At 71.7% G+C, this 19,004-nt stretch carries 16 protein-coding genes; 12 read left to right on the top strand and 4 right to left on the bottom strand.

Annotated features, from left to right (window positions below):
- The first annotated feature begins 102 nt into the window (after positions 1-102).
- The 4 genes from FHX71_RS01310 (at position 103) to FHX71_RS01295 (ending at position 3,669) form a co-directional block, all read left to right on the top strand.
- Positions 103-1,908 (top strand): acetyl/propionyl/methylcrotonyl-CoA carboxylase subunit alpha, encoded by a 1,806-nt coding sequence (locus FHX71_RS01310; RefSeq protein WP_376770114.1) that lies wholly within the window; start codon positions 103-105, stop codon positions 1,906-1,908.
- A gap of 145 nt (positions 1,909-2,053) precedes the next feature.
- Complete coding sequence (locus tag FHX71_RS01305) at positions 2,054-2,524, top strand: hypothetical protein (RefSeq protein WP_182614069.1); 471 nt, start codon at positions 2,054-2,056, stop codon at positions 2,522-2,524.
- A gap of 170 nt (positions 2,525-2,694) precedes the next feature.
- Positions 2,695-3,195 (top strand): NUDIX domain-containing protein, encoded by a 501-nt coding sequence (locus FHX71_RS01300; RefSeq protein WP_312876882.1) that lies wholly within the window; start codon positions 2,695-2,697, stop codon positions 3,193-3,195.
- Positions 3,196-3,204: 9 nt separating this feature from the next.
- On the top strand, positions 3,205-3,669 hold the full coding sequence (locus FHX71_RS01295) for a hypothetical protein (protein WP_312876881.1): 465 nt from the start codon (positions 3,205-3,207) through the stop codon (positions 3,667-3,669).
- Positions 3,670-3,824: 155 nt separating this feature from the next.
- Here the strand turns inward: FHX71_RS01295 and FHX71_RS01290 are convergent, their stop codons facing one another.
- Positions 3,825-5,381 (bottom strand): NAD(P)H-quinone dehydrogenase, encoded by a 1,557-nt coding sequence (locus tag FHX71_RS01290; RefSeq protein ID WP_182614068.1) that lies wholly within the window; start codon positions 5,379-5,381, stop codon positions 3,825-3,827.
- 76 nt (positions 5,382-5,457) lie between these two features.
- Between FHX71_RS01290 and FHX71_RS01285 the strand changes: the two genes are divergently transcribed.
- The gene (locus tag FHX71_RS01285; RefSeq protein WP_182614067.1) at positions 5,458-6,297 is read left to right on the top strand and encodes a purine-nucleoside phosphorylase; all 840 of its coding nucleotides are present in this window, start codon (positions 5,458-5,460) and stop codon (positions 6,295-6,297) included.
- Between the two features lie 77 nt (positions 6,298-6,374).
- A complete protein-coding gene (locus FHX71_RS01280) occupies positions 6,375-8,084 on the top strand; it encodes a phospho-sugar mutase (RefSeq protein ID WP_182618390.1) in 1,710 nt (569 codons plus the stop codon).
- A 100-nt stretch (positions 8,085-8,184) separates the two neighbouring features.
- On the opposite strand, the gene FHX71_RS01275 is transcribed toward FHX71_RS01280, so the two are convergent.
- Positions 8,185-9,252, bottom strand: a complete 1,068-nt coding sequence (locus FHX71_RS01275) for an LCP family protein (RefSeq protein WP_246402105.1) — start codon at positions 9,250-9,252, stop codon at positions 8,185-8,187.
- 122 nt (positions 9,253-9,374) lie between these two features.
- Between FHX71_RS01275 and FHX71_RS01270 the strand changes: the two genes are divergently transcribed.
- Genes FHX71_RS01270 through FHX71_RS01245 form a run of 6 tightly spaced genes read left to right on the top strand, consistent with a single transcriptional unit; the run spans position 9,375 to position 17,288 of the window.
- Positions 9,375-10,685 (top strand): glycosyltransferase family 4 protein, encoded by a 1,311-nt coding sequence (locus FHX71_RS01270; protein WP_312876879.1) that lies wholly within the window; start codon positions 9,375-9,377, stop codon positions 10,683-10,685.
- Positions 10,685-12,415, top strand: coding sequence for a glycosyltransferase (locus FHX71_RS01265; RefSeq protein WP_182614066.1), 1,731 nt, complete (start codon positions 10,685-10,687; stop codon positions 12,413-12,415). The genes FHX71_RS01270 and FHX71_RS01265 overlap by 1 nt, the downstream gene beginning before the upstream one ends.
- Positions 12,412-13,314 (top strand): ABC transporter permease, encoded by a 903-nt coding sequence (locus tag FHX71_RS01260; RefSeq protein WP_182614065.1) that lies wholly within the window; start codon positions 12,412-12,414, stop codon positions 13,312-13,314. Before FHX71_RS01265 ends, FHX71_RS01260 begins: the two co-directional genes overlap by 4 nt.
- Positions 13,304-14,443 carry an ABC transporter ATP-binding protein gene (locus FHX71_RS01255; RefSeq protein ID WP_182614064.1) on the top strand — a complete coding sequence of 380 codons (1,140 nt, stop codon included), beginning with the start codon at positions 13,304-13,306 and terminating at the stop codon, positions 14,441-14,443. Before FHX71_RS01260 ends, FHX71_RS01255 begins: the two co-directional genes overlap by 11 nt.
- A gap of 14 nt (positions 14,444-14,457) precedes the next feature.
- Positions 14,458-15,633, top strand: a complete 1,176-nt coding sequence (wecB, locus tag FHX71_RS01250; RefSeq protein ID WP_182618387.1) for a non-hydrolyzing UDP-N-acetylglucosamine 2-epimerase — start codon at positions 14,458-14,460, stop codon at positions 15,631-15,633.
- Positions 15,630-17,288: a DUF6270 domain-containing protein gene (locus tag FHX71_RS01245; RefSeq protein WP_220489398.1), complete on the top strand. Its 1,659-nt coding sequence runs from the start codon at positions 15,630-15,632 to the stop codon at positions 17,286-17,288. Before wecB ends, FHX71_RS01245 begins: the two co-directional genes overlap by 4 nt.
- 84 nt (positions 17,289-17,372) lie before the next feature.
- On the opposite strand, the gene FHX71_RS01240 is transcribed toward FHX71_RS01245, so the two are convergent.
- Together FHX71_RS01240 and FHX71_RS01235 are read right to left on the bottom strand one after the other, a co-directional pair.
- A complete protein-coding gene (locus FHX71_RS01240) occupies positions 17,373-18,218 on the bottom strand; it encodes a glycosyltransferase (RefSeq protein ID WP_182614062.1) in 846 nt (281 codons plus the stop codon).
- Positions 18,215-18,985: a DUF6270 domain-containing protein gene (locus FHX71_RS01235; protein ID WP_182614061.1), complete on the bottom strand. Its 771-nt coding sequence runs from the start codon at positions 18,983-18,985 to the stop codon at positions 18,215-18,217. Before FHX71_RS01235 ends, FHX71_RS01240 begins: the two co-directional genes overlap by 4 nt.
- Between the last annotated feature and the right edge of the window lie 19 nt (positions 18,986-19,004).

The following is a 19,004-nucleotide window of genomic DNA, read 5'->3' as shown; positions in this document are numbered from 1 at the left end:
ATCCTCCAAACGCGCCGCTCCGGGGTTGGTCTGGCCTCCAGACTTTCCGCCGCGTGCCCGGAGGCGGTACATAGGTCCTGGATACCCGGGTTACGGTGAGCCGTGCCTAGTTCCAGCCTGCCCCGAACCATCTCGAAGGTGCTCATCGCCAACCGTGGCGAGATCGCCGTCCGCGTGGCCCGCGGATGCGCCGATGCGGGGCTGGCGTCCGTCGCCGTCTACGCCGACCAGGACCGCGAGGCCATGCACGTGCGCATCGCCGACGAGGCGTTCGCCCTCGGCGGCGCCCGCGCCGCGGACACGTACCTCGACCCGGCCAAGCTGCTCGACGTCGCCCGCCGGTCCGGCGCCGACGCCGTGCACCCGGGCTACGGGTTCCTGTCCGAGAACGCCGAGTTCGCCCAGGCGGTGCTCGACGCGGGGCTCGTCTGGATCGGCCCGCCGCCGTCGGCCATCGACGCGCTGGGCGACAAGGTGAGCGCCCGGCACATCGCGCAGCGCGCGGGCGCCCCGCTGGTGCCCGGCACGGCCGACCCGGTCAAGGACAGCAGCGAGGTCCGGGCCTTCGCCGAGGAGTTCGGCCTGCCCATCGCCATCAAGGCGGCGTTCGGCGGCGGCGGCCGCGGCCTCAAGGTCGCGCGCACCTTCGACGAGATCGACGAGCTGTTCGACTCGGCGGTCCGCGAGGCGACGGCGGCGTTCGGCCGGGGCGAGTGCTTCGTGGAGCGCTACCTCGACAAGCCGCGCCACGTGGAGACCCAGTGCCTCGCGGACACCCACGGCAACGTCGTCGTGGTGTCCACCCGGGACTGCTCCCTGCAGCGCCGGCACCAGAAGCTCGTCGAGGAGGCCCCCGCGCCGTTCCTCACGCCCGAGCAGGAGAAGTCGCTGTACATGGCCTCGGAGGCCATCCTGCGCGAGGCCGGGTACGTGGGCGCCGGCACCTGCGAGTTCCTGGTGGGCCTCGACGGCACCATCTCGTTCCTCGAGGTGAACACCCGCCTCCAGGTCGAGCACCCGGTGACCGAGGAGGTCACGGGCATCGACCTGGTCCGCGAGCAGCTGCGCATCGCCGCGGGCGAGCCGCTGGGCTACGACTCCCCCGCGATCCGCGGGCACTCCCTCGAGTTCCGCATCAACGGCGAGGACCCGGCCGCGGGCTTCCTGCCGGCGCCGGGCCGCCTGAACACGATCACGTGGCCGTCGGGCCCGGGCGTGCGCGTCGACACGGGTGTCGTCGCGGGCGACACGGTCTCCGGCGCGTTCGACTCCATGATCGCCAAGCTCATCGTCACGGGCGCCACGCGCCAGCAGGCGGTCAAGCGGGCCCGCCGCGCCCTGCGCGAGCTCGTGGTCGAGGGCATCCCCACGGTGGTCCCGTTCCACAAGGCGGTGCTCGACGCCGAGGCGTTCGTCCCGACGGACGGCAAGCCGTTCCGCGTGCACACCCGCTGGATCGAGACCGAGTTCGCCGACGAGCTCAAGACGCTGGCCCCGGCCGTGCCCGCCCCGGCGCCCGACGCCGAGGAGGAGGTCACGGCCGAGCGCGTCGTCGTCGAGGTGGGCGGACGCCGCCTCGAGGTCGTGCTGCCCGCGGGCCTCGGCGTCGCCGCCGGCCGCGCGCGTACCGCCAACGCCGCCCGGCGTCCCACCCGGCGCGCCGGTGGTGGCAAGGCGTCGAGCGCCGCCACGGGCAACACGCTCGCCTCGCCCATGCAGGGCACCATCGTCAAGGTCGCGGTGGAGGACGGCGCGCAGGTGGCCGAGGGCGACCTGATCGTCGTGCTGGAGGCCATGAAGATGGAGCAGCCGATCCTGGCGCACCGCGCGGGCACGATCCGGTCCCTGACGGCCGCGCCGGGTGCGGGCGTGACGGCGGGCGCCCCGCTCTGCGAGATCGTCGACTGAGCGCAGGCGGACCGGGCAAGATCGTCGGCCTGAGCCCGAACATCGGGTGATTTCCGACATCAACACGGGTGAAAAGGGCCCGTTCACACCTGATAGGAACCAGGTGTGCTCTTCGGGCACCATGTGATCCGCTAGGTTCTGCGACGTGACACACGTCGTAGTCCTCAGCCCCGAAGAGGCGATTGCCCTCGTTCGCCCTCGCAAGTCCCTTCCGTCGTTCGTCAGCGAGCTGACCTGCGACGACGGCGTCATCGCCGTCACCGCGGACCTGCGCCGCCTGGCGTATGCCCCGCTGCCCGTGAAGATCGCGGCCAAGGCCGTCCCGGTCATGCACGCGTCGGCGCGGATCACGTCGGTGTGGCAGAACATCGCGGTGCTCAAGGTCGAGGCGGACGCCGCCGGCCTGCCCGCCACCAAGCTGCTCCCCCTCGCCTCCGGCACCATCGAGAAGATGGCGCGCAAGAGCGGCCTGCCGGAGAACGCCGTGCAGCTCCGCAAGGACGGCACGGTCTCGCTCGACCTGCTCGCGCTGATGCGCGGCCAGTTCACCGAGGTGACGGACTTCCGCTTCGAGGGCGGCAAGGTCGTCGTCGAGGGCGTCCCCGCCCAGGCCTGAGCGCCAGACTGAGCACCTGACCCAGCACCTGCCGGACGGCGCCCCGTCCCTCCGCACCCGCCACGGCGAGGTGCACGAGGGACGGGGCGCCGTTCGCGTTCCTCGCCGCCGTGGTGGGCCGTGCGGGGCCCGTCGCTGACAGCCCGCGCCCGACCTGAGAGACTGACGCCGTGCCGAACCCGACAGTGCCCCCCAGTGACCTCCACCGGCACGACGGCGACGGCTGGGTGACCTGCGGGGACCACCGGCACTGGGGCCTGTTCGGCGCGGCGGGGCTGCTCCTCGTCCGCCGGGACGACGCCGGGGCGCCGTCGGCGATGGTGCTCCAGCACCGTGCCCTCTGGTCGCACATGGGCGGCACCTGGGGCATCCCGGGCGGCGCCCTCGCCCCCGACGAGAAGCCCGAGGACGGCGCGCTGCGCGAGGCCGCCGAGGAGGCCGCGATCGACCCGGCCGCGGTGCACGTGGTGGGCACGCACGTGCTGGAGCACCCGGCCTGGACATACACGACGGTCGTGGCTGATGTCGCCCCCGGGCACGTCGTCGAGCCCCGCGCAGCCGATCCCGAGAGCCTGGAGGTGCGCTGGGTCGGCCTCGACGAGGTCGACGGGCTGAGCCTGCTGCCCGCGTTCGGCCACGCCCTGCCTCGCCTGCTCACCTTGCTGGGTTAGGGTCGAATCGTGCATATCCGGATCGCGCCCGAAGAGGTGCTCGGCCTGGCGAGGATCGCCAAGCAGGCCCCGCCCGTCATCAGCTCCGTCGTCGGCGACGGGGACGTGATTCGTGTGGTCGCGGACCTGCGCCGTCTGGAGACCCTGCCCGGCCCGCTCAAGCTGGCCGTCAAGATCGCCCCGATCGTGCGCGCCGACGTGAAGCTGGCGTCGTTCGAGCGCGGCGTCGCCACGCTCTCCGTCGAGGTGAACGCGGCGGGCCTCCCGGCGCACCGGCTGCTCAGCCTGGCCGCGGCGCCGATCGAGCAGGAGGTCGCCAAGCAGGGCCTGCCGCCGGGTGTCGTGGACGTGCAGCCCGACGCGCGGATCGCCGTCGACGTCGAGCGCCTGCTGGAGGCCAAGTTCCCGGGCGTGACCGTCACGGGCGCGAAGGTCGAGGGCAGCCACATAGTCCTCGACGCCTCCATCTCATGAGCCGGAGGCGCAGCGGTCAGCGCAGATCCGCTCCCAGGTAGACACCACGAATTCGGGGTCGGTTGCTCTGCGTAGACATTGTCTACGCAGAGCAACCGACCCCGAATTCGTACAGTCCCCCCGAGACCCTCGGGTCTCGATCGGTGTCTGCGCCCCTACTTGCCGACCCGCGCGTCCAGCACGCGCGCGCCCTCCGCGATGGACCCGGAGAGCGACGGGTAGATCGTGAACGCCGAGGCCACGTTCTCCACGGTGAGCCGGTGCTGCACGGCCAGCGTGATCGGGAAGATCAGCTCCGACGCCCGCGGCGCCACGACGACCCCGCCGAGCACCACGCCGGCCTCGGGGTGCGCGAAGAGCTTCACGAACCCGTCCTTGACGCCGAGCATCTTGGCGCGCGGGTTGCGGGCGAGCGGCAGCGTGGTGGTGATGTAGCGGGAGTTCTGCGCGCGCAGCTTCTCCTCGCTGTACCCGACGGTCGCGATCTCGGGGGCGGTGAAGATGTTGGACGCGACGGTGCGCAGCGCCAGCGGCTGGACGGCGTCGCCCAGGGCGTGCGCCATCGCGATCCGGCCCTGCATCGCGGCCACGGAGGCGAGCGGGAGCACGCCGGTGCAGTCGCCGGACGCGTACACGCCGCGCACCGAGGTCCGCGAGACCCGGTCGACGACCACGTGCCCGCCCTCGGAGAGGCGCACGCCCGCCTCCTCCAGGCCGATGCCCGACGTCGCCGGCACGCCGCCGACCGCGACGAGCACGTGCGAGCCGTGCACCACGCGCCCGTCGGACAGCGTGACCTCGACGCCGTCGTCGGTGCGCACCGCGGACGCCGCGCGCGAGCGGGACAGGACCGTCATGCCGCGGGAGCGGAACACGCCCTCCAGCAGCTCGGCGGCGTCCTCGTCCTCGCCCGGGAGCACGCGGTCGCGGCTGGAGACCAGCACGACGTCGGAGCCCAGCGCGTTGTACGCGCCGGCGAACTCGGCGCCCGTGACGCCCGAGCCGACCACGATCAGCCGCTCGGGGAGCTCCCGCAGGTTGTACATCTGCGTCCAGGTCAGGATGCGCTCGCCGTCCGGGACGGCGGTCGGCAGCGTGCGCGGCGTGGCCCCCAGCGCGAGGAGCACGGAGTCCGCCTCCAGCACCTCGGTGGCGCCGTCGGCCAGCTCGGCGACCACACGCGCGGGGCCGTCGAGGCGGCCCTTGCCGGCGACGATCCGGATGCCCTCGCGCTCCAGCCGACCGCGGATGTCAGCGCTCTGCGCCCGCGCCAGCGCGAGCACGCGCTTGTTCACGGCCTGCAGGTCCACGAAGTGCTTGCGCTTGTCCACGGTCCCGGCCGCGGACGCCGCCGCCTGCACGCCCGCGCCGCTCAGCGCGGGGGCGGCGTAGGCGGAGACGACGGGGATGCCGCCGGTCGCCAGCGAGACGTCGACGTCGGACAGCGGGTCCACCTCGTCGTCGGGCATGCGGATGCCGAGCTCGGGGGCCCGGTCGGCGATGGTCATCCACTCGGCGGTGGCGATGAGCGTCTTCGAGGGGACGACGTCGGTCAGCACGGCCGCACCGCCCAGCCCCTGCTGCTCCACGACGGTGACCTGGGCGCCCAGGCTGCGCGCCACGAGCGCGGCCTCGTACCCTCCGGGGCCACCTCCCACGACGACGACGCGGTGCGGGACTGCTGCGGGATCGAGGGAGGTCACGGGGTCCATTCTCGCATCGTCGGCGGATGCCCCCGAGCCGCGGCCCCCGTGGGTGCCCGGGGGAAAGTGGCGATAACCTCGGAACATGAGTACGGAGCCAGATCTGGACGACCCGACCACCGACCCGTTCGACGTCGCTGCCGCCGCCGCCGAGTACATCGCGGCCAAGACCGGGGTGCCGAGCCATGACATCGCCCTGGTCCTGGGCTCCGGGTGGGGCGGTGCGGCCGAGCTGATCGGCGACGTCGTCGCGGAGATCCCCACCGCGGAGATCCCCGGCTTCGTGCAGCCCGCGGTGCAGGGCCACCGGTCCACCACGCGCTCGATCCGCGTCGAGCGGCCCGACGGCGCCGTGCGGCACGCGCTCGTCCTGGGCTCGCGGACGCACCTGTACGAGGGCCTCGGGCCCCGCCGCGTGGTGCACGGCGTCCGCACCGCCGCGGCCGCCGGCTGCGAGACCGTGATCCTGACCAACGGCTGCGGCAGCGTGCACATCGGCTGGCGCCCTGGCCAGCCGGTCCTGATCAAGGACCACCTGAACCTCACGGGGCAGACCCCGCTGGAGGGCGCCAAGTTCGCCGACATGACGGACGTGTACACGCCGCGCCTGCGCGACGTCGCGCGGACCGTCGACCCGGACCTGCCCGAGGGCGTGTACGCGCAGTTCCACGGCCCGCAGTACGAGACGCCGGCCGAGGTGAAGATGGCCTCGCTGATGGGCGCCGACCTGGTCGGCATGTCCACGGCGCTGGAGGCCATCGCCGCCCGGCACTGCCGCATGGACGTGCTCGGCATCTCCCTGGCCACGAACCTGGCCGCCGGGATCAGCCCCCACCCGCTCTCGCACGAGGAGGTGCTGGAGGCAGGCAAGGAGGCAGGGCCGCGCATCAGCGACCTGCTCGCACGAGTGATCAAGCAGATCTGACGCCCGTGGCCGCGAACCTGCCGACCGATACCGGGGCGCCCTCCGTACCCGACCTCGTCGCGCGCGCGGAGGCCTGGATGGCCGCCGACGTCGACGACTACGACGTCGCGGACCTGCGCGACCTCGTCGCCCGGACCACCGACGAGAACATGGGCCACCTGGCCCTCGCCGAGCTCGCCGACCGGTTCTCCGGGACCCTGCAGTTCGGCACCGCGGGCCTGCGCGGCGCGATGGCGGCCGGGCCGAACCGGATGAACCGCGCCGTGGTGATCGCCGCCGCGGCGGGGCTCGCCGCGTTCCTGCAGGCCGAGGCCGCCGGGGTGCGTCCGCGCGTCGTGGTCGGCTACGACGCGCGGTACCGGTCCGCCGACTTCGCGCAGGACACCGCCGCCGTGCTGGTCGCGGCCGGGGCCGAGGTGCTGCTCATGCCGGCGCCGGGCCCCACACCGGTGCTCGCGTTCGCGGTGCGCCACCTGTCCGCCGACGCCGGCGTCATGGTCACCGCGAGCCACAACCCCGCCGCCGACAACGGGTACAAGGTCTACCTCGGCGGCCGGGTCGTCACCGGGGCCGGGCAGGGCGCGCAGATCGTCCCGCCGTACGACGCCCGGATCGCGGGCGAGATCGCCCGGGTGGGCGCCGCCAACGACGTACCCCGTGCCGGGTCCGGCTGGACCCTCCTGGGCCCCGAGATCACCGACGAGTACCACCGGGCCGTGGCCACGCTGCACGACGGCGCGCCGCGCACCGGGCTGCGCATCGTCACCACCTCGCTGCACGGGGTGGGCGGCACCGCGATCGCCCGCGTGCTGGCGGAGGCGGGCTTCACCGACGTCGTCCCGGTCGAGGAGCAGGTCGAGCCCGACCCGGACTTCCCGACGGTCGCCTTCCCCAACCCCGAGGAGCCGGGCGCCATCGACATGGCGCTCGCCCTGGCGCAGGACGCGCACGCGAACCTGGTCATCGCGAACGACCCGGACGCCGACCGCTGTGCCGTCGCCGTGTTCGACCCGCAGTACGGGACGTACCAGGGCGCGGAGACGGCCGGCTCGCAGGGCTGGCGCATGCTGCACGGCGACGAGGTCGGCATGCTGCTGGGCTGGGAGGCCGCCCAGCGGGCTGTCGAGGCCGCTACGGGCGGCACGCTGGCCTGCTCGATCGTGTCGTCGCGGGCGCTGGCCGCCATCGCCGGCGCGCACGGGCTGGAGCACGCCACGACGCTCACGGGCTTCAAGTGGATCTCCCGGGCGCCCGGCCTGATCTTCGGCTACGAAGAGGCGCTGGGCTACTGCGTGGACCCCGCGCACGTGCGGGACAAGGACGGCCTGTCGGCGGCGGTCGCCGTCGCGCAGCTCGCCGACCGGCTCGCGGCCGAGGGCCGCACGCTCCTGGACCGCCTCGACGACATCGCACGGGCCTGCGGCCTGCACGTCACGGGGCAGGTGTCGGCGCGGTTCGAGGACCTCGCCCGGATCGAGACGACCATGACGTGGCTGCGCAACGCGCCGCCGTCGGCCCTGGCGGACTCGCCCGTGAACTCCGTGCGCGACCTCGCCGAGGGCCTGAACGGCCTGCCGCCGACGGACGGCGTCGTGCTGCTCACCGCGGAGGACACCCGTGTGATCGTGCGGCCCAGCGGCACGGAGCCCAAGATCAAGTGCTACATCGAGGTCGTGGCGCCGGTGGACCCGGCGGCGTCGGCCGAGGAGCTGTCCGCGGCCCGGGTGGCCGCGCGCAAGCGCCTCGCCCTCGTGCAGGCGGACCTCCGGTCGGTCCTGGGCCTCTGACCCGCCGGTAACGCCGAACGGGCCGCCGTCCCCCCAGGGGGACGGCGGCCCGTCGTTCTACGGCGCTCCTGGTGCCCGACGGCGCTACTGCGCGACGGCGTTACTGCACGACGGCGGGCAGCACGTCCATGCCGTCCGGGTTGGCCGCCAGGAACTCCGGCAGCTCGTCGGCGGCGACGGCCGCCATCAGCGGGTCGAACTTCGTGCGGTCGAGCACGACGATGGACTGGCCGTCGGCGCTGCGCCCGGTGCCCGAGTAGGGGGCGGTCATGAACGTGATGTCGTTCGTGGAGATGTCCCCCGCGCTCTGGAACAGCTCCTGCATGCGGTCGAAGGTGAAGTCCTCGTCGACGGCCACGGAGCTGGTGACGGCCTGCAGGAAGCCCGCCATCTTCAGGGGGTCGCTCCGGTTGTTGTTGGCCTTGGCGACGATGGCGCGCATCCAGGCCTGCTGGCGCTGCACACGGCCGAAGTCGCCGTTGGCCAGCGCGTGCCGCTCACGGGCGAAGGCGAGCGCCTCCTCGCCGTCCATGGCCTGCCGCACCGAGCCGCCCGCTCCGTCGGGGACCGTGATCTCGACGCCGTCGAGCGAGTCGGTGAGGGTGGTGAAGGACTCGAAGTCGGTCACGGCGAAGTGGTCGACGCGCACGCCCGTCAGGTCCTCGACCGTCTGGATCATGAGGCCCGGGCCGCCGTAGGAGAACGCGGCGTTGATCTTGGCCTCGCCGTAGGCCGGGATGGGCACCCAGGAGTCGCGCGGGATGGAGATCGCGGCGGCGGTCTGCCGGTCGGCCGACAGGTGGACCAGCATGATCGCGTCGGTGCGCTGGGCGCCCGCCTCCCAGGCGGTCGGGTCGCCGGCGGAGATCCGGCTGTCGGACCCGAGCACCAGGATGTTCACGGGCGTGTCCGGCCCGGCGGGCGCGGCGCTGGGGCGCGTCGACTCGTCGAGGCCCTCGAACGCGTCGATCCGCTCCAGGTTGCCGTCGAGCGAGGCCCGGTACCCGAACCAGGCCGCCGTGGCCCCGCCGCCCACGAGCAGGAGGGCGCCGACCACGATTCCGGCGACCACACCCTTGCCGCGCCGGCTGCGGCGCGCGTGACGCAGGCCACCGTCCACGGGATTGGGTGCGGTGAGAAAGTCGTTCATTCGATCGGGTGCGGCCATGACCGGTGATCCTAGTAGCGATTTCGACTACTACTCTTATGCGTGCACCGCAACCGGAGAATGCCCTTGCGGGTGAATTCTGGTAAGCCTCGACAAGGCGCCGAACAGAGAGGGGAGTCAGCGTGGTCGCACGCGTCAGACGACAGCAGAACCGCGCGATCCTCCTGGTCACACACCATTACGCACCCGAGACGGGTGCCCCGCAGAGGCGGTGGGGAGCCCTGTCCGGGCACCTCGTACCGGCCGGTTATCCGGTAACCGTCCTGACACCCCCGCCGCACTACCCCTCGGGAAAGATCACCCATTATTCACCCGCTTTCCTGCCCGGTTCGGTAAGCGAGGGAAGCAATGGCGAGAAGATCATCCGGGTGAATTTCCGTGAGCATTCCCATGGGCTCGGATCGCGCGTCGCGGACCAGCTCGTGGCCGCCGTGAGCTCGGTGCTGCGCGGTGTGCGGCCCTCCGCCGGACGGCCCGCCGTGGTCATCGCCACCGTGCCCGGGATTCCCAGCGTCCTGGCGGGCTGGGCGCTCGCCCGGTGGCACCGGGCCCACCTGATCGTCGAGATGCGCGACGCCTGGCCCGACCTCATCGAGCCCAGCGGCATCCTGCTGCGCCGGGGCCGCGCGGGCGACCTGCGCCGCGTGCTGCGCGACCTCGCCGCGCGCGTGGTGCGCCGCACCGTCACCCGGCTGCAGGCCCGGGCGGACCTGGTGGTCACGACGACGGCGGCGTTCGCCGAGGTGCTGCGCTCCCGTGGTGTCCGGAATGTCGCGGTGGTACGTAACGGCACGGCGTTCGAGCCGGTCCGGGAGCACGCCCCGGTGCCCCTGGCGGACCGGCCGCTGCGCGTCGTGTACGCCGGCACCGTCGGCCGTTCGCAGGGTCTGGACGTCGCCGTGCGCGCCGCCGCCCTGGTCCAGGAGCGCGGGTACGCGATCGACGTGCGGATCGTGGGCCACGGCAACGAGCTGGAGCCGCTGCGCCGGCTGACGGCCGAGCTGGGCGCCCCCGTGCGGGTGGAGCCGTCCGTGCCGTCCACCGAGGTGCGCGAGCTGTACGCCTGGGCCGACACCGTGATCGTGTCCCTGCGGGACTGGGCCCCGTTCGAGTGGACCGTGCCGTCCAAGCTGTACGAGGTGATGGCCTCGGGCGTCGTCGCCTCCGCGTGCCTGGCGGGCGAGGCGGCGAGCCTGGTCTCGGCGAACGGCGCGGGCGCCGTCGTGCCCCCCGGCGACGTCGAGGGCCTCGCCGACCTGTGGTGCGGCTGGCTGTCCGACGGCGTCGTCCCCGCCGCCTCGCCCGACGCCGCCGCCTGGGTCGCCGAGCACGCGAGCGACGAGGTGCTCGGGCACCGGTACGCGGAGCTGCTCGACGAGCTGCTCCCCCACCCGCTGCTGCCCGGGCGCGCCGATCGAGGGGCTCGCTACTGATGGCACGACCGTTCCGGCGCGCGGGCGAGCTCGCGCGCAACCTGCGCTTCACCACGTCCTTCGTGGCCCGCACCGTCGTCGAGGACCCGCTCTGGCTCGCCGTCCAGGCCGCCCGGCGCGCTCCCGAGCGGGTACGCCGGCCGCTGGTGGGCGCACTGAACCTCGCGCCCGCCCCGTCCGCGCGGCACGCGCTGGGCCTGCTGCTCGCGGGCGACGCCACGGGTGCCGCGAGCGAGGCCGAACGCCTGCTGGCGCGTCCCGGCGGCCGGGGGCAGCGGATCGCGGCCGAGGTCGCCGTCGCGGTGGGCCGGCCCGAGCTGGTGGACGGCGTGCCCGCGGCGGGTCCCGCGCGCTACCGCGCCGCCTGGCTGCTGGGCGACGTCGAATCGATCGGGCCGGACGCACCGGCCGGGCTGCGCGCCCAGGTCGCCGACCTGCGGCCCGGGCCGCGGGACGTCCCGTCCGAGGGTGCGGGACCGGCCGCGAGCGCCGTCGGGCGCTCCGGTCCTGTCACCGTGCTGCACCACCTGACCAACTCACTGCCGCACACGCAGAGCGGGTACACGCTGCGCTCGCACGCGATCCTGGTGGCGCAGCGCGCCCACGGGCTCGCGGCGTCGGCGACGACGCGGCCTGGCTACCCGCTGACCATCGGGTCGCTCGCGGCGCGCGGGACCGACGTCGTGGACGGCGTCGCCTACCGCCGGCTCGTCCCGGCGCGCGCGACGTCCGACCCCGCGCGGCGTGCCGCCCAGGAGACGGAGCTGCTGGTCGAGGCGGCGCGCGAGGCGGGGGCGGACGTGCTGCACACGACGACGCCGTCGGCCGTCGGGTCGCTGGCACGCGCGGCGGCTGGGCGGCTCGGCATCCCGTGGGTCTACGAGGTGCGGGGGCTGCCCGAGGAGACCTGGGTGGCCGCGCAGGGCACGGCCGAGGCGCGGGCGCGGGCGGCGTCGTCCCGCCGTCGGGCGCTGATGCAGGCGAAGGAGACCGAGCTGGCGCTGGCCGCGGACGCGGTGGTGACGCTCAGCGGCACGATGCGCGACGCGCTCGTGGCGCGCGGGGTGCCCGCCGGGAAGATCACCGTGGTGCCGAACGCGGTGCCGGACGCGCTGCTCGCGGCGGAGCACCCGACGCCGGAGGCGGCGCGGGCGGCCCTGGGCCTGCCCGCGGGCCCGGCCATCGGCACGGTGAGCAGCCTGGTCGACTACGAGGGCCTGGAGACCGTGGTCCGTACGGTCGCGACGCTCCGTGCGCGTGGTCAGGACGTGACGGGCCTCCTGGTGGGTGACGGCGTGTCCCGGCCGGGGTTGGCGCGGCTCGCGCGCGAGCTCGGCGTGGCCGACCACGTGGTGCTGCCCGGGCGGGTGCCGCCCGGCGTCGCGCTGACCTGGCTGGCCGCGCTCGACGTGGTGCTGGTGCCGCGGCGCGACCACGAGGTGACGCGCCTGGTGACGCCGCTGAAGCCGGTCGAGGCGATGGCGGTGGGGCGGCCGGTCGTGGCGAGCGCGCTGCCCGCGCTCGTCGAGGCCGTGGGCGGCGCGGGACTGCACGTCGACGCCGACGACCTGGAGGGCTGGGCCGACGCCGTCGGCACGCTCCTGGCCGACGGCGAAAGGCGGGCCGAGCTGGTGGAGCTCGGCCGTGGGGTGGCTACCGAGAGGACATGGGTGCGCAACGCGGAGACCTACCTGGGCGTCTACCGGAGCTGCCTGGGGGTGACGGCATGAGCGCGGGACCGGAGACCGGTTCGTACGCGGAGCTGTTCGACGCGTCGCCGACGACCACGAAGCTGGTGACGCTCGGCAACCTGTCGCGCGTGGGAGCGCGTCCGCCGCTGGGGCAGTACGTGCGGCTCCTGTGGGAGCGCCGCCACTTCCTGTGGGCGGACGCGCGGGCGAAGGTGTCCAGCGGGACGCGGCAGAGCCTGCTGGGCAAGGCCTGGCTGGTGCTGAACCCTCTGATCGACGGGGCGGTGTACTTCCTCGTGTTCGGGCTGCTCATGAACAACTCGCGCGGCATCGAGAACTTCATCGGGTACCTGCTGATCGGCGTGTTCCTGTTCCAGTTCACCACGCAGTCGATCAACGGCGGTGCACGCTCCGTGCAGCAGGGCAAGAACCTGATCCGGGCGTTCACGTTCCCGCGCGCCGCGCTGCCGATCTCCGTGGTGCTGCGCAACCTGCTCAACCTGGGCCCCACGCTGGTCACGCTCGCCGCGCTCATCTACTTCGTGCCCCCGGCCGAGGAGTACACCTGGCGCATCGCGCTGGTGGCGGGCGCCCTGGCGCTCCAGGTCATGTTCACCACCGGGCTGGCGCTCCTGGTGGCCCGGTGGGCCGCCGCGCTGCCGGACATCACCAACCTCATCGGGATGACCATGCGCGTCTGGCTGTACGGGTCGGCGGTGTTCTTCTCGTTCGACAGGCTCCTGGCGAACAACCCCGACCTGAAGGTGTGGCTGGAGCTGAATCCCATGTTCATCGTGCTCGACATCGTGCGGGACTGCGTCCTGTACGCGACGACGCCCGACCCGATGCGCTGGGCCGTGCTGGGCGGCTGGGCCGTCGGCACGCTGGTGATCGGGTTCGTCGTCTTCTGGCGGGCGGAGGAGAGCTATGGCCGCTGATCTCGACTACCCCATGCCACCGTCGCCGATCGGCCAGAACGGCCCCGCGTCGATGCCGCTGCCGGCCCAGGCGGCCCAGCGGCCGGCCACCGGCGCGATCCCGATGTCCGTGCAGGCCCCGCCGCACACCGGTCAGCTCGCCACCGTCGGGCCGAGGTCCGGGAGCACGCCGGTGCTGTGGCCCACGGTGGCCGTGCAGGGCCTGCGGATGTTCTACCGGACGCCGTCCACGGACACGAGCCACGGCCGCCGCGCCAAGGTGAAGCGCGCCGTGCTGAACGTCCTGGGCCAGGAGCCCAAGGTGACGGTGCGCGCGCTGACGGACATCTCGTTCGTCGCCAACTCCGGCGAGCAGATCGGCCTCGTGGGGCAGAACGGCTCGGGCAAGAGCACGCTGCTGCGGATCATCGCGGGGCTGGAGAAGCCCACCAAGGGCCAGGTGCTGGCCGAGAGCACGCCCGTGCTCATCGGCGTCAACGCCGCCCTGGTGCCCGACCTGCCGGGCGAGGAGAACGTGCGCCTCGGCTGCCTCGCGATGGGCCTGTCCCCCGCCGAGGCCGAGGCCGCGATCCCCGACGTCATCGAGCTGGCCGGCCTGGGCAAGTCGATCTACCTGCCCATGCGCACCTACTCCTCAGGCATGGCGGCGCGCCTGCGCTTCGCCATCGCGACGGCGGCGCGCCCGCACATCCTGCTCATCGACGAGGCCCTGGCCACCGGCGACGCCGCGTTCAAGGAGCGCAGCGAGGCCCGGATGACCCGGCTGCGCGAGCAGGCAGGCACGGTGTTCCTGGTGAGCCACGCCGCGCAGACCATCGAGGAGTCCTGCACCCGCGCCATCTGGCTGCACCACGGCCGGCTGGTGCTCGACGGCGAGGCGCAGGACGTCGCCGTCCGCTACCGCAAGTGGGCGTGGGCCTTCGCGAAGGACAAGCCCGAGGAGGCCAAGCGGATCCTCGAGGAGGCGTTCGCCGAGCGCCGCGAGACGCAGGTGCGGTTCGACGTGCCCGAGCCGCCCCGCGGCCGGGTGCGGGAACGGCACGCACGGCCGACCGGCCGCGACGCCAAGCAGGCCAGGGCCGCCGCGGAGCGCGCCGCGGCCATCCGTGCGGAAAGGAGCGACCTGTGAGCAGACCCCTCGTCATGACGGTCTACGGGACGCGTCCGGAGGCCATCAAGGTGGCCCCGGTCGTCGCGGCCCTGGAGGCCGACAGCCGGTTCGACTCGGTGACGGTCGTGACCGGCCAGCACCGGGAGATGCTCGACCAGGTCAACGAGGTCTTCGGCATCGTGCCCGACCACGACCTCGACATCATGAGCCACGGCCAGACGCTCGGGCAGATCTTCGCGCGCGTCATGGCCCGGCTCGACCCGATCCTGGAGGCCCGCCGGCCCGACGCCGTCATCGTGCAGGGCGACACCTCGACGTCGACGGCCGCCGCGCTGGCCGCGTTCTACCGGCAGATCCCCGTGGTCCACCTGGAGGCGGGTCTGCGCAGCGGCGACATCCAGTCGCCGTTCCCGGAGGAGGCGAACCGCAAGATCACGTCGCAGATCGCCTCGCTGCACCTCGCGCCGACCCTGCGCAGCCTGGCCAACCTGGTGGGCGAGGGCGTGCCGCTGGAGGACATCGTGGTGACGGGCAACAGCGTCATCGACGCCCTGTACCTCGCCGTCGAGCGCCGGACGGCGTTCACGGACCCGGCCCTCGCGCGCGTCGCGGCGTCGGGCCGCCGGATCGTGCTCGTGACGACGCACCGCCGGGAGAACTGGGGCGCGGCCATGGAGGGCGTGGGCCGCGCGCTGGCGCGGATCGCACGGCGGTTCCCCGAGTCCGCGATCGTGCTGCCGGTGCACCGCAACCCCGTGGTGCGCGACGCCGTCCTGCCGCACCTCGACGGGCTGGCGAACGTCCTCGTGACCGAGCCGCTCGGCTACGGCGAGTTCACGCACCTGCTGTCCCTGTCCACGGTGGTGCTCACCGACTCGGGCGGGCTCCAGGAGGAGGCGCCCAGCCTGGGCAAGCCCGTGCTCGTCATGCGCGAGAACACGGAGCGCCCCGAGGCGGTCGAGGCCGGTACCGCACGCCTGATCGGCACCGGCGAGGACCGCATCGTGGCCGAGGTACACCGGCTGATGACCGACGACGCCGCCTACGAGCTCATGGCGCAGGCCATCAACCCGTACGGCGACGGTCGCAGCGCGGGCCGCGTGCTGGACGCCACGGCGCGGATGCTCGCGCCCGTGCTGCCCGGCCTGCTGCCGGACCTCGTGCTGGACGAAGAATTCACTGCCGTTACTGCAGAGGGTGGAGCATGAGCAAGACCAGGGTCTTTATCTATGGCTCGTGCGTGTCACGGGACACGTTCGAGCACTTCGATCCGGTGCAGTTCGAGCTCGTCGAGTACGTGGCCCGGCAGTCGGTGCTCAGCGCGTACACGAAGCCGGTCGAGCTCATGGCCCCGCCCACGCTGGAGTCCCGGTTCCAGCAGCGGATGGTCACCGGCGACTTCTCGTCCAGCCTCCGGTCGCTGCTCTCGACGCACGGCTCGGCCACGGACCTGGTGCTCGTGGACCTGACCGACGAGCGGCTCGGCGCCTATCTGCTGCCCGACGGGTCCATGGTGACGCGCTCGGTCGAGCTCATCGAGTCCGGCGCGGAGCAGTACCTGCCCCAGGGCAGCCAGCACATCGCGTTCGGCACCCAGCAGCACTTCGAGTACTGGTCGACGGCGATGAACTACATCGGCGAGCGCTTCCAGCACTACATGCCGCAGGCGACCGTCGTGCTGCTCGACCTCGCGTGGGCGGAGTGGTCCGAGAGCGGCACGCAGACGCCGGACAGCTTCGGGGTGAAGGCCGCGGACGCCAACTCGATCTTCCGGCCCTACATCCAGGTCGCGGCCCAGGCGCTGGGCGCGCACGTGGTATCGCTGGACCCTGCCGAGGTCATGTCCGGGCCGCACCACCCGTGGGGGGACGCGCCGTTCCACTACGCGGAGAAGGTGTACCTGGAGACGGTGCGCCGGCTGACGGGGACCGAGGGAAGGGTGGTGTGGGGGCCGGGAGCGTTGCCGTCCTCCCAGAAGACCGCGACCAGCACACCCACTCGAGCCGTGGTCAGCGAGCGTTCCCCGGAAGAACGCCCGGCATCGTCCGTTCCTCTCGACCTTCGGCACAGTGGGCCCAACTTCTTGATCGCTGGCACACACCGAGGCGGCACCGCGTGGCTCGGCAAGCAGCTGTCCTACCACCCCGAGATTTTCATGGCGTCGAGCAAGGCCAGCGGCTTCTTCAGCTCGAGCAAGAAGTACACGAGCGAGGACGAGACGACCAAGTACCTCAAGGAGTTCCAGAAGGGGCGCGATCATCGTCTGCGGGGCGAGCGGTCAGTCCTGTACTTCTGGCAGGGTCTGGCGAACCACTACTCACCGAAGCGTGAAGATGCCGCGGCTGCTGTCCGCGACCACCTCGACCCTCAGACACCGGTCATCCTCTCGCTCCGAGATCCAGTTTCGCGAGCAGTCTCCGCTTACTGGCACAACATGATCAGCGGAAACCTTGACCTTCGCGGGAGTATCTTCCGCGCGCCGGCGTCTACCGGCATCATCGACCTCGGCTTCTACCAGCGCCACTACGAGCACTGGGCCAACACGGTCGGGCCAGAACGTGTGCACGTCCTCGTCTACGACGACATCATCGACGACCCCGCCGGATACGTGCGTCAGGCACTTTCGATTCTCGGTGTCGCTGACACTCAGGAGTTCTGGAACAAGACGACCCTGAACCGGCGTGAGAACCGCAGCACAGCGGCCGATCAGCTCCGCAAGAAGAACCCGGTGTCAGCCCAGGAGCTGAGCTTGCTCCACGAGCTGTACAAGAGCGATATCTCGTTTATCGAACACATCGTCGGGCGCCGGCTCGACGCGTGGTCCGATCTCAAGTCGGTCGTATCTCGAAACATGCCGAGCTGACCGATCGCGGGACAGTGAGAAGGGGCGGGGTTCACGACGAACCCCGCCCCTTCTCACACCGAACCGACCGGACACGGCATCGACCTACACCGGGCCGAACGTCGAGATATCGCGGGCAATGGTAGGAAACTTCGTCGCCAGTCCTCCGACGTCGTCCAGGAGGGGAAACCTTGCGAGACGTTCGGCGGCCGAGCCATGCGTCGTCAGACCTTGGTCCTGCTGGTCGTGAAACGTGTAGACGTATGAAACGTCCCGCGAGTCATAGATGACCGGAGAGACGGTGTCCTGCCGACTGTGAGCAGTAGCGCGCGGAAACTGCAGAACGCCTTTCAGGTGGTCATACCTGCCGACATACGCTTGCCCCTGGGACGGCAGGCGACCGTGAACCTTCCGGAACTCCGTGTACTGCCCGTCGACGTAGAGTCCGGCAAGTCCCATGCCGAACGACACCGCGTAGCCGCTGTGCTTCGGAGTGGCGTAGACGCTCAGTCTGTCCAGAAAATCGGCGCTCAGGAGATCATCGTCGTCTACCCGAAACCACACGACCACATCAGCATCGGGAGTGCGGCGGCCGATCTGCTCCAGCATGACCTGCGTACTGTTGATGCGAGTTTCCACCTTGTCGAGGTGCAGCACGGGATACTTCCTGGCCGCTTCCTCAAGCTCTTCGCGCCACCGGGTGGGAAGCGAATCCGAGTAATGGACGATGTGGCGGTACTCATGCCGCTCGGCCATCGACTGATAGATGGGCAGCGCCCGATCCACGAAAATTCGGACTCTTGGCTCCATCCGTTCATCACTGAAGAGGTGCGCCTTGTACTCGCTTTCGGTGCGTCCGTCACGGCTGGACACCCAGGCGCTGCTCAACGGCAGGAATGTGCTGAACCGCGTCACCCCGAAGTACTGCACCGGCGCATCAGATGTACTCATTGGTCTTCTTTCGGTGTCGGGTGGTCCGGCGAGAGCTTGAGACCTGCGGCGCTCAAAGCGCTCTCGATCGATGCGCGATAGGTGTCGTCCACGTAGTGAAAAGGCGCCAGACCCCACTTGTGGTCAGCCCGCGCTATGGCCCGGCTGGCGTCGACGTCGGCAACTCTCAGGCCCAACGACCGCAGATACCCGTAGTAGTCGACCATGAGGTCATTGAAGATCTTCGGAGCGGGCACGCCGGAAGAAAGAACGGCACCCGACTCGTCGTGCTCCGCCCACGGTGTTGCGTTGACGACGATTCGATCCGCTACGCCCGCCTCGTTCAGGCGCTCCACGAAACGTGATGCAGCCTCACGCCATCGGCGAGAGTGTGCCGCGTCCCCGAGCCGGGTCGGGACTCCAAGTCGGCCCTCGCCACGATAGATGCCCTTCTCATAGGGCACGACGCGCGAGACGACCCCACCTTCTGGCACTTCGACGACACCAAGGCGCTCGTCCGTGAGATCCCAGAGCACCAGGTCGTAACCATCAGCCTTCGCCACAAGTTGGTCCCCGACGTTCCCTGCGATGTCAGCCTCCGCCATGCGGCGCTGGAAGGACGAAGCGATCTGGCTCGTCTCGAACAGGTCGCGTCGCGCCGGCTGGCCGACTGAGATGAGCGACTGACGGGCGGTGTAGCCCACGAGCTCTAACCCGTACTGCTCCCAGAAGTCCACACCGTCACGTGTGACGCACGAGCCATAGATGTACACGCGAGTCGTCGTCACGTCAGTAGCCGATGTCTGA

Source organism: Promicromonospora sukumoe (genome assembly GCF_014137995.1).
Taxonomy (GTDB): Bacteria; Actinomycetota; Actinomycetes; order Actinomycetales; family Cellulomonadaceae; genus Promicromonospora; species Promicromonospora sukumoe.
This window is presented reverse-complemented; position numbering and strand designations above follow the sequence as displayed.